At 70.1% G+C, this 10,856-nt stretch carries 8 protein-coding genes and 2 pseudogenes; 4 read left to right on the top strand and 6 right to left on the bottom strand.

The annotated features are described in order from the left end of the window. Positions 1-551: 551 nt before the first annotated feature. The 3 genes and pseudogenes from OFY01_RS25735 to OFY01_RS25725 all read right to left on the bottom strand — a co-directional run bounded on the left by OFY01_RS25735 (position 552) and on the right by OFY01_RS25725 (position 3,560). The gene (locus OFY01_RS25735; RefSeq protein ID WP_266603757.1) at positions 552-962 is read right to left on the bottom strand and encodes a ribonuclease domain-containing protein; all 411 of its coding nucleotides are present in this window, start codon (positions 960-962) and stop codon (positions 552-554) included. Positions 963-1,340: 378 nt separating this feature from the next. After that, positions 1,341-2,216: pseudogene (locus OFY01_RS25730) on the bottom strand (NmrA family NAD(P)-binding protein). A 255-nt stretch (positions 2,217-2,471) separates the two neighbouring features. Continuing rightward, complete coding sequence (locus OFY01_RS25725) at positions 2,472-3,560, bottom strand: alcohol dehydrogenase catalytic domain-containing protein (RefSeq protein ID WP_266603755.1); 1,089 nt, start codon at positions 3,558-3,560, stop codon at positions 2,472-2,474. A gap of 114 nt (positions 3,561-3,674) precedes the next feature. Between OFY01_RS25725 and OFY01_RS25720 the strand changes: the two genes are divergently transcribed. Further along, entirely contained in the window at positions 3,675-4,565 is an 891-nt protein-coding gene (locus tag OFY01_RS25720) for a LysR family transcriptional regulator (RefSeq protein ID WP_266603753.1), read from the top strand. A 215-nt stretch (positions 4,566-4,780) separates the two neighbouring features. Here the strand turns inward: OFY01_RS25720 and OFY01_RS25715 are convergent. Both OFY01_RS25715 and OFY01_RS25710 read right to left on the bottom strand, forming a co-directional pair. Beyond that, positions 4,781-4,967 (bottom strand): annotated as a pseudogene (locus OFY01_RS25715) (transposase family protein); the annotation flags it as partial. Between the two features lie 320 nt (positions 4,968-5,287). Then, positions 5,288-6,325: a saccharopine dehydrogenase family protein gene (locus OFY01_RS25710; RefSeq protein WP_266603751.1), complete on the bottom strand. Its 1,038-nt coding sequence runs from the start codon at positions 6,323-6,325 to the stop codon at positions 5,288-5,290. Positions 6,326-6,453: 128 nt separating this feature from the next. Between OFY01_RS25710 and OFY01_RS25705 the strand changes: the two genes are divergently transcribed. Then, complete coding sequence (locus OFY01_RS25705; protein ID WP_266603749.1) at positions 6,454-7,422, top strand: helix-turn-helix domain-containing protein; 969 nt, start codon at positions 6,454-6,456, stop codon at positions 7,420-7,422. 83 nt (positions 7,423-7,505) lie between these two features. Here OFY01_RS25705 and trpS read toward each other — a convergent pair whose 3' ends face one another. Further along, on the bottom strand, positions 7,506-8,573 hold the full coding sequence (trpS, locus tag OFY01_RS25700; RefSeq protein WP_266603747.1) for a tryptophan--tRNA ligase: 1,068 nt from the start codon (positions 8,571-8,573) through the stop codon (positions 7,506-7,508). 404 nt (positions 8,574-8,977) lie between these two features. Between trpS and OFY01_RS25695 the strand changes: the two genes are divergently transcribed. Both OFY01_RS25695 and OFY01_RS25690 read left to right on the top strand, forming a co-directional pair. After that, positions 8,978-9,964: a Dyp-type peroxidase gene (locus OFY01_RS25695; protein WP_266603745.1), complete on the top strand. Its 987-nt coding sequence runs from the start codon at positions 8,978-8,980 to the stop codon at positions 9,962-9,964. Between the two features lie 4 nt (positions 9,965-9,968). Beyond that, complete coding sequence (locus tag OFY01_RS25690; RefSeq protein ID WP_266603743.1) at positions 9,969-10,811, top strand: family 1 encapsulin nanocompartment shell protein; 843 nt, start codon at positions 9,969-9,971, stop codon at positions 10,809-10,811. The last annotated feature ends 45 nt before the right edge of the window (positions 10,812-10,856 follow it).

Below are 10,856 nucleotides of genomic sequence, written 5' to 3'. Positions count from 1 at the left end.
CCCGCGCCCCTTCGGGGCGCAACCCACAATTCTCGGGCTCCGCCCGAGAATTGATGTGCCGTCACTTCGTGACGGCACATCACCTGCCCCTTCGGGGCAGGGTCCAGTCCGCTCCGCAGTCTGGACACGAAGTCCGCTCCGCGGCCTCCGTGAAACCGCAGCAACGAGAACGGGGATCTGCGTCACTCACTGGAGAAAACACACTCATGACCCGCCGAAAAAACTTCTCAATGCCCGGACAGAGTCCGGGCATTGAGAAGCCAGCAAAACTGACAGAATATCAGACTGATGGGGGAACTCTGATGGCATGTAAGAGCGCCACAAAACACAACTGATCTGACACAACGCCAAAGCGATACTTCTGGATTCCCAGAACAAACACGCCCGCGGTGTCCTCAAAACCCGGAACGGTTCATCGGCTCATGTGACTGTGGCGCTTCGGGTGGCGGGTATCGTCAACCGAAGCGCACAGTGGGCACGCCCCCGAGCATCCGGCGGTGTCGTTGTCTTCCGCCCCGAGCCTTGGTGCTCGGGCAGTCGTAGGCTGAGACTCAGCGCATGCGGGTGAACGTGAGGAAGCGGTCACCGGTGTACCAGGCGGTTCCGTCGGAGCCCGTGACGATGCGCTCCGCATTCCGAGGGTGGCCCGACTGCTTGCGGTTCACGTCCCACTGTCGGTACTGAACGGGGTTCCCGTCGACATCCACCTGGGGCAAGACGCCGTCCCGGTTCGGCCACACCGCGCCGCCACGGGTGTCTGAACCGTCATGGGGCGGCCACTGGCCGGAATCGATCAGGGAAAGCGTGTGCCAAGCACGGTCGGGCACGGCGGTGTTCACGGAACTGACGACGCGGTCAGCAGAGGCGGGCGTGGCGGGGTGAGTGATCGCCGAGGCGGTGGGCGCGAACAGAACCACGGCGACGGCAGAAGCCGCAGCGATAGCCGTCATCTTCTTGATCATGACCGGTAAACGAGCTCGCGCCCGCCGAGGCACTGGCGTTGCCCGTAGCGAACGAGCCTGTCGCCGCTCCTGGCTGGCCAAACGCGCCCCGCTGTCGGCGTACACCTGAACGTCCTCACCCGCGTACGGATGAAAAGGGACAGTTGTTGATGCATTGAGACCTGCTGCTCGGCAGCATGTGGCGCTTGTGGATGGGCCACGGGCCGAAGCGGGCGGGCAGCTGACGCCATTCGCAGCCTGTGGACGATCTCGTTGATCACTCGGCGGCGATCTCTCCACCGGCCGCAGCGGCCGGTGCTCGTGGAGTGCAGCGGCTTCAGCACGGTCCATTCGTCAGCGGTGAGATCCCCCTGCTGGGCGCGCCGTCAGCTCCTTCGTTCAGGCAGCGTCGATGTCTGCTGCGAGCTGGTCGGCCACGGTCCGGGGTTCGCGGCCGAGGAGTTCGGCGAGCAGGGGGTCGACTGCGGCGAAGCGGCCTTCAGGGGCAGCCTGGAAGGTGGTGAGCGTCGTCCGGGCCATGGCTTCCGGGGTGCCGGCGGCCACCTTGGCCTCGATCCACGCCTCGTCGTCCAGCACGATGCGCTCGACCTCGCGGCCGGTGATCTTCGAGGCCAGGGCGGCGACATCGTCGAACGTGACGGCTTGGCGGGCGGTGAGTGTGACCGGGCCGTCGAAGGCCCGGTCACCGGCGAGGATGACCCCTGCGGCTTCGGCGGCATCCGCGCGGTCGGTCCAGGAGACGGGGCCGTCGGCAGGGGCGGTGATGGTGCCGCTCTGTTGCCAGGAACCCAGCAGCCAGCCCAGATTGTGGGCGTAGAAGCCGTTGCGCAGCGCGGTCCAGGCGATGCCGGAGGCGGCCAGGAGCTGCTCGGTGGCCGCATGGTCGTGGGCCGGGTGGAACGGGCTGTCCGCGCCGGCGCCCTGGTGGCTGGTGGCTGGTGGCTGGTGCAGAGGATGCGCCGGGCGCCTGCGCCGACGGCGGCGTCGATGCCGACGCGGTGCAGGGCGACGGCGTCGGCGTGCGGGTCGTTGGAGGAGACGAGCAGGACCTGCTCGGCGTTTTCGAAGGAGTGCCGCAGTGCGGCCGGGTCCTCGTTAGGTGCCCTGGCGAACCCGCACCCCGCGGTCGGCGAAGTGCTGCGCCTTGGCGGTGTCGCGGACGCTGACCCCGATCTGCTCGGCGGGCACGCGCTTGAGGAGGTGTTCGACGGTGGCGCCGTTGAGCGCGCCCGTCGCACCGGTGATGACGATCATGGGGGTTTTTCGTTGTCGCCCGCGTGTTCGACGCACGGTGCGGGCCCGGGCGAGTTGTGGGAGCTGTTCCAGCGAGTGGCACCGGCGGCGCCGGTGCGGCCTCAGGTGGTGGGCGTCGGCGGCATGCTGGCGGTTCGCCTCGCCAGGACGGTGTCCCTGGGATCAGGGACTCCACAAAACTCGGTACAGCGCATCCGTCGCCGCCCCTGGCACTGAGAGCGGCAACGTTCGTTTCCAATCGCAGCGAAGGTCTTGTCAGCCGGCCAGTGGTGTGAGCGTCGTGCGGTCGAACGGGCCACCGTGTGAGGCGGCGTAGGCGACGGCGTCGTTGACGGCGTCGAGGCCGAAGGACCGCACCCGCTCGGGGGCGAGGTCCAAGGCGCCCGAGGCGAGGAGCCGGGTGATGCCGACGTTCGCTGTACGCGGGTACATCCACTGCCCGCGCACGGTGATCGAGTTGCGCATGAGCCATGGGTACGGCAACGCGAGGTCGTCGCCACCGAGCATGCCTACGCCGCCCATGAGGACGACGCGGCCGTATTCACGCACCGTCATCGCCGCCGCGCGCGACGCCGAGCTGGGTGCGCTCGGCGGCAGCAGATCGATCACCATGTCGATCGGGCCATCGGCCGCCGCAGACATCGCCGTGCGGTCGTCGGCCTCGTCCCCGGTGAGAGGGACCGGGCGCACCAGCGGACCGAATCGGTCGGCGAGGAGGCCGAGTGCGGCCTGATTGCGGCCTGGGGCGACTACTCGGCCCGCCCCCATGGCGACCGCGACCGCGACCGCACTGCTGCCGAGGTTGCCCGTGGCCCCGCTGACGAGCAGCGTCTCACCGGCCGCGAGCCCGCCGGCAAGCAGCCCGCCGTACGGTATGAGATGCACGCCGAGCGCGGCCCAGCGGGCCGGGTCGTCGCCCGCCGCCGCAGGAAGCGGAAAGACGTTCTCCGTCGGGATCCGCATGAGCTCGGCGAACGATCCGTCGTGCAGGTACCGGGCGAGGCGCGCGCCGCCCTCGCCGCGGGAGCTCCAGCCCTGGAGCGTGATGTCGGGCGTCAGGGCGTCGTCCCGCGAGCGCACAGTGGGGTCGCACCACACCAGGTCGCCGGGGCGCAGCCGGGTGGCGTCCGGGCCCACGTGGACGACCCGTCCCACGCCGCCGATCCCGGGCACGACGGGAGGGACCAGGGGGTAGTTCCGCTCACCGCTGAAGACCTCGGCCGCGTAGGGCGCCACACTGGCGGCGAGGACCTCGACCACCACCTCGCCGCGGGCGAGTTCAGGGTCGGGAACCTCCCTCACCGTGAGCGGGGCGCCGAACTGCCTCAGAACTGCTGCTCGCACGTGCTGGCCTCCGTGTTCGTCCGTGTCTGTATTTCGTCCGTACGTGTTCGACACTAGGAGCGGGGCGGGCATGCGGGAAGCGACGATCGCGCATCTGTGGTATGCGTGCACCGCATGGACATCTCCAGTACGGGCCTACGGGTCCTGCGCCAGATCGCCGAGTCCGGCAGCTTCACCGCGGCGGCCACCCGGCTCGGCTACACCCAGTCGGCGGTCTCACGCCAGGCCGCCTCCCTGGAACGAAGCGCGGGCACTGCCCTGTTCGAACGCCGCCCCGACGGTGTACGGCTCACCTCCGCGGGCCTGACTCTGCTGCGCCACGCCCGCACGATCCTCGACTGTCTGACGGCAGCCGAGCATGAACTCACCGGAACCGTCCCGCGCACCGAACTGGTGCGGCTCGGGCTGTTCCTGAGCGCGGGCGCGGTCGTCCTGCCTACCGCACTCACCCGCCTCTCGGCGACGGACCCGCAGATCACGGTCACGACCACCGAGGGCACCACGCCCTCCCTGATCCGGGCACTGCGCGCGGGCTCTATCGACCTGGCCGTGCTGACGTCCCGGCCGCCCCACCGGCCTTTGGACGGCGAGTCGCCGCGCCTGCACGTCGAGACCGTCGCGGACACCGAACTGGTCGTGGCGGCGTCTTCGACCGGACCGTTCGCCGGCCGCACCGCGGTGCACGTCGACGAACTGGTCGACGCCCCCTGGATCGCCGCTCCGGCGTCGAACTCCGAGCCACTGCTCGGCGTCTGGCCCGGCCTGCCCGGACGCCCGCACATCGTCCACTGCGCGCGCGACTGGCTGACGAAGCTGCGGTTGGTCGCCTGTGGCTCCGGGGTGACAACAGTGCCCTTGCGGCTCTCGCCGGTGCTACCGCCCGGAGTGAGTCTGCTGCACGTCGAAGGCGCACCTTGCGAGATTCGGCGCCTTCTCGTGGCGCGGCTCCCCGGCCGCCCCACCCAAGCGATCACAGCCGTCACCCGAGCGATCACCGATATGTGACGGCCAGACCGACCATGGACGGTCTTCGAACAGCCGAGAAGAGCGTCGAGTTGCTGAATGTCTCCGGCCTTGACCCGCCCGACGACCGCCACGCCCGCGCTCTTCCAAGCGGACCGGCAGGAATATGAAAAGGGACGCGTGACCGAGCGCCTGGAGCCGTTCAAGGCGGAGTATCTCACTGAGCCTCTTTCATCCTGCATGGCTGCAGATCAGGAGGTGCGGACGGCTTGGACGATGCCGTAGGGCGCGGGCCGCGGCCAGGTCGTGGGTGCGGCCGGATATCGCCCGGGGGAACCAGAGCGGTGTGCCGTCGGGCCGGGCGATGACCTGCGCGTTCATGTCGTGCTTGCGGTGCTTTTGCGAGTAGTACGGTTCGTCGGCGGCGATGCGGCCGATGGGGATCCCTCACCACCGAGGTGGCCGACCACCTCCGCGTCGGCGTCTCGCTGTGCCCCAGCTTCGGCAGACGCGGGCGGTCGCGCGGTGCGGGCTGGCAAGCGGCTGTGGGACGGTTCCCTTCGCCCCTGGGCGGGCAGGACGTCGTGCCGTGTTGTGGGCTGCCACCGGAGATTCCCCGCGTACGCCAGTTGGGCTATTACTCTCGGTGATCGCCATGGCGGCTCGCCGAATCTCTGGGAAGGCTAGGTGCGTGCGCTCAGAAGATGCGGCGGGAATCCGCTTCCGGGAATCCGGAAGCGGTCTTGCGTCGTGGAGCGTCGCGGTCAGGCAGCTTGGGGGTGGAGGTCGAGTGCGATGTACGGGGCCAGTGCGTGCAGGAAGTCCGGTGCGTCGAAGATCTCGCCGGCGGAGGCGACGCCGACAGTCTTGGTGCGGCCGGTCAGAACGCGTTCGAGGGCCTCGGCGACGAGGGGTGCGGTGACGGCGTAGATGTCCTGCCCGCTGGCCGTTGCCCGGCCTTCGAGGCCACCGGAGCGTACGACGGCGTCCACGAGGAAGGTCTGGTCCGAGCGCCCGCTCCGGTCGGCGGCGGTCGGGCCCGGTGTGTGGGGGGCGGCGACATCACGGACCGCCTCAACGGTCATGTAGGTGGTCACGTCGGGGATGGACAGGTGCTGGGGCACGGTGACGACGTCTGCCATCGTGAACTCGCCGATCACCTCCCGGACTCCCATCGGTTCCGGGAAGGTCCACTGAAGGGCGGGCGCGGCATCGGTGCGGCGCTGCCACTGGCCGCCGCTGTAGCGCAGGCGGACGTCGCCGCGGCGCTCGCGGGAGACGGCACCGGAAAGGCGCGTGCCGGCGGTGGGGTGCCAGTTGCTGAGGGCGTAGGCGATGTGGGCCTCGTCGGCCGCGGTCCAGTCGCCCATCGCTGCTGTGACCAGCAGGTCGCCGAGGCCGCCGAAGAAGGCCATGGCCGGGACGATCACCGCTCCCGCTTCCCGGGCTCGCTCCTGGTAGTGGGCGAAGGTGTCGAGGTTGGCCTCGAGTTCGGCGGCCACGTCCAGGTAGGGGATGTTCGCGCGGAGCGCGGCCTCGATCACGGGATCGGTGGTCGTCGCGAAGGGGCCCGCGCAGTTGATGACCGCCACCGTGCCCGCCAAGGCACGGTCCAGCGACGCCGCATCCTCGGCCGACGCCACCCGTGCCTCAAGGCCGTGCCCCTGGGCCAGCTCCCGCAGCGCCCGGGCGTTGCGCCCGGAGGGTACCGGGACGTATCCGCGCGCGGCCAGCTCCGCGACCACGAACCGCCCGGTGTGGCCGTACGCGCCGAACACCGCCACCTGCTGATGTGACTCCATGAGACTGCCCCCGTGGACTGGAACACGCGCCGCGATGTCGATCCGCCGCGGCCTGACACGCACATCCTGTCCTCGTGGCAGCGCCCCGCACGAGCGTCGGAAATGACAAGACACGTACAGTTTCAGACATGCCCACTGTCGCGCTGGCCGTCACAGACGGCATGCTCCACTACGAACTGTCCGTGGCGATCGAGATCTTCGGCGCTGATCTGACCCACATCGTGGACCCCTGGTACGACTTCTTCGTCTGCGGCAGCGGTCCGGTACACGTCGACCGCTTCCGCCTGGAGCCAGACCACGGACTCGACCATCTCGCGCACGCCGACACCGTGATCGTCCCCGGCTGGGCGCACACTGACCGTGAACCGCCCAGCGCCCTGGTCCAGGCGGTGCGCACCGCCCACGAGGCCGGCGCCCGCGTGGCCTCGCTGTGTACGGGCGCCTTCGTCCTGGGCGCGGCCGGGCTGCTCGACGGCAGGCGCGCCACCACCCACTGGGCCCACACCCAGGAACTGGCCCGGCGCCACCCGGCGGCCAGCGTGGATCCGGACGTGCTCTACGTCGACAACGGGGACGTCCTCACCTCTGCGGGCAAGGCCGCCGCCATGGACCTGTGCCTGCACCTGGTCCGGCTCGACCACGGCTCGGCCAACGCCAACAAGATCGCCCGCCGTCTGGTCATCCCGCCCCACCGCGACGGCGGCCAGGCCCAGTTCATCTCCACCCCCCTGCCCGAGCCCGGCAACCACCCCCTGGGCGAACTCTTCCCCTGGGCGCTGGAACGACTGGACCAACCGCTCACCGTGGAGGACCTGGCCCGCCAGGCCCGCATGAGCTCACGCCATCTCGCCCGCCACTTCAAACACCTCACCGGCACGACACCACTTCAGTGGCTCCACACCCAGCGCATCCGCCACGCACAGGAGCTCCTGGAAACCACCAATGCCACCGTCGACACCATCGCCACGGCCACCGGCATGGGCACCGCGACGACCCTGCGCCGCCACTTCCACCGCAGCGTCGGCGTCCCGCCCGACGCCTACCGCCGCACCTTCCGCCCTCAAGAGCCAGTCCCAAGCCCGCATCAGGGAAGCTGACATTTCACGGCCAGTAGCCGTCGGAGGCCGGTTCGCCGGGGTGCCTGGCGACGAACTCAGCGTGTTCGGCACGGTCGGTCGGCTCAGTAGTGCGCGTTCATGGCGGAGCGCACCTCCTGGAGGGTCGTGGCGGCGACGGCGCGGGCGCGCTCGTTCCCGGCGCGCAGGGCGTCCCGCACCAGGCAGCGGTCCTCCGCGTAGGCGGCGCGGCGGGCGCGGATCGGGGCCAGGTAGGTGTTGACCGACTCGGTGACGCGCTTCTTGAGGGCGGCCGCGCCGCCGTCGCCGATCTCCTCGGCCACGGCTCGCGGTTCCACGCCCTCGCACAGGGCGGCCAGCAGGACCAGCGAGGAGACTTCGGGGCGGGCGGCGGGGTCGTAGGTGATGTGGCGTTCGGCGTCCGTCTTGGCGCCTCGGATCAGGCGTGCGGTCTCGTCTGCGTCGGCGGACAGGGCGATGGCGTTGCCGCGGCTCTTGCTCATCTTGGTGCCGTCCGTGCCGAGCAGCAGGGGCGCCGGGGAGAGCAGGGCCTCGGGCTCGGGGAAGACCGGCGTGCCTTGCGCGTAGCGGTCGTTGAAGCGGCGGGCGACGGTACGGGTGATCTCCAGGTGCGGCAGCTGGTCCTGGCCGACCGGGACGAGGTCGGCCTTGCAGAAGAGGATGTCGGCTGCCTGGTGGACCGGGTAGGTGAACATCAGGCCGCTGACGGCCGCCTGCCGCGAGTGCGCGATCTCGTCCTTCACGGTCGGGTTGCGGTTCAGTTCGGAGACGGAGACCAGGCTGAGGAAGGGCAGCAGCAGTTGGTTGAGCTCGGGCACGGCGCTGTGCGCGAAGATCGTGGAGCGCTCTGGGTCGATGCCGATCGCCAGATAGTCGAGGACGAGCTGTTCGACGTGTTCCGTCAGATGCTCGGCGATGTCCCGGTCGGTGAGGACCTGGTAGTCGGCGACCAGGACGAACGTCTCCACGCCGAGGTCCTGGAGGCGGACGCGGTTGTGCAGGGTGCCGAAGTAGTGGCCGAGATGGAGGCGTCCGGTGGGGCGGTCGCCGGTGAGTACCCGGAACCGTCCGGGGTCCTTGCCGATGAGTTCTTCGAGTTCCGCGCTGCGGGCCTGCGCGGCGGTGGTGTGGAGGGGGTCGGTGGTGCTCATGGTCTCTCCCGGTGGGTCGCGGGTGCCCGTCGGACGGCGGAACCCTCGCGGGAGCATGAAGAAGGGCCGTCCGGGGACGGCCCTTGTTCGTGCGTGACTGCGGCCGCCTCTAGTCGAGGCGCCACCAGCACAGGCACGAAGAACGATGCATGCACACACCGTAGCACCTGGGGGCGAGACGGGCGCGAACATGAAGGACCCCGACCGTACGGGGGAGAACGGTCGGGGCCTGGTTCAAAGTTTAACAGCGAACGATCCGATTGCCGCACCGGACCTGTCGATCGACAGGTGATGTCGGACACATCGGCGCATCCCTCGCACATGCCGCCCCCCAGCGCTGCCCATAAGGTGACAATAAGAGTCAATACTGGCAATCCGTACCACTGGTTGTTGCGGGAGTATTCGTGGCCGAGCCGCAGTCCGTCCTCATGCCGCCCGCGAAGGCCGCCGTGTTCCTCGTGGTCACCGTCGACCCCGGCGGCGAGGAGACCGTACGGGCGACCCTGGAGGAGCTCGCCGGTCTCGAACGGTCCGTCGGCTTCCGCTCCCCCGACGACCATCTCCGCTGCGTCGTCGGAATCGGGTCCATCGCATGGGACCGGCTGTTCTCCGGGCCACGCCCCCGCGACCTGCGCCCCTTCCAGGCACTCGCCGGGCCGCGCCATCTCGCCCCGGCCACCGCGGGCGACCTGCTCTTCCACATCCGGGCCCGGCGCATGGACCTCTGCTTCGAGCTGGCGCGGCTCGTCGTGGACCGGCTCCGCGGGGCCGCCACGGTGGTCGACGAGGTGCACGGCTTCAAGTACTTCGACGAGCGTGATCTGCTCGGCTTCGTCGACGGCAGCGAGAACCCCACCGGCCGCGCGGCGAGGGCGGCCGTCCTCGTCGGCGACGAGGACCCGGACTTCCGCTGCGGCAGCTACGTGACCGTGCAGAAGTACGTGCACGACATGGCGGCCTGGGAGGCGCTGCCCGCCGAGGAGCAGGAGCGGATCATCGGTCGCACCAAGACCGCCAACGTCGAACTGTCCGACGACGTCAAGCCCGCCAACTCGCACGTCGCGCTCAACACGATCGTCGACGAGGACGGCACCGAGCGGCAGATCCTCCGGGACAACATGCCCTTCGGCAGCGTCGCAGCGGGCGAGTTCGGGACGTACTTCATCGGCTACGCGCGCACCCCCGAGGTGACCGAGCGGATGCTGCGCAACATGTTCCTGGGCGACCCGCCCGGCAACCACGATCGCATCCTCGACTTCTCCACCGCGGTGACCGGCTGCCTCTTCCATGTGCCGAGCGCCGACTTCCTCGACGACCTGCCCGCCCCGCCGCCCACCGGTGCCGCCGTCGCCGACGGTTCCCTGGGCATCGGCAGCCTCAAAGGAGCCTGACGACATGAGCAGCACCGACCCCTGCGTGCCTGCCCCCTCCCCCGCTCCCGGCACCAACCTGCACCGCGAGCTCGCCCCCGTCACGGCCGCCGCGTGGGCCGAGATCGAGGAGGAGGCGCGGCGCACCTTCCGGCGCCATGTGGCAGGGCGCCGCGTGCTCGACGTGACGGGCCCGGACGGCCCCGCACTCGCGGCGGTCGGCACGGGGCACCTGACCGACATCACGCCGCCCGCGCCGGGCGTCACCGCGCGGCTGCGCGAGGCGCGGCCGCTGGTCGAGCTGCGCGTCCCGTTCACGGTGAGCCGGGCGGCGGTCGACGACGTGGAGCGCGGTGCGCGGGACTCGGACTGGCAGCCGGTCAAGGACGCCGCGCGCGCCATGGCCTACGCCGAGGACCGGGCGGTCTTCGACGGCTACCACGCCGCGGACATCGAGGGGTTGCGCGCACGCACGTCCCATCCGGTGCTGAGCCTGCCCGCCGAGCCGCGCGACTATCCGGACGCGATCAGCCGCGCGCTGACGGCGCTGCGCCTGGCCGGTGTCGAGGGGCCCTACTCGCTGCTGCTGGGCGCGGACGCCTACACGGCGGTCAGCGAGACGTCCGACCACGGCTACCCGATCGCCGCCCACCTCAGCCGCATCCTCGACGGCGAACTCGTGTGGGCCCCGGCCGTCAACGGCGCGTTCCTCCTGTCGGTGCGCGGCGGCGACTTCGAGCTGCGGCTCGGGCAGGACCTGGCCATCGGGTACACGGCACACGACGCGGCGGGCATCGAGCTGTACTTCCACCAGACGCTGACGTTCCTGCCGTACACGGACGAGGCCGTGGTGGTGCTCAATGCCTAGAGGCTGTCCGGCGGATCGTGCCGAGGTCGCGGGGTCTTCCGCGCC

Origin of the sequence: Streptomyces beihaiensis (assembly GCF_026274175.1) — a bacterium.
Taxonomy (GTDB): domain Bacteria; phylum Actinomycetota; class Actinomycetes; order Streptomycetales; family Streptomycetaceae; genus Streptomyces; species Streptomyces beihaiensis.
This window is presented reverse-complemented; position numbering and strand designations above follow the sequence as displayed.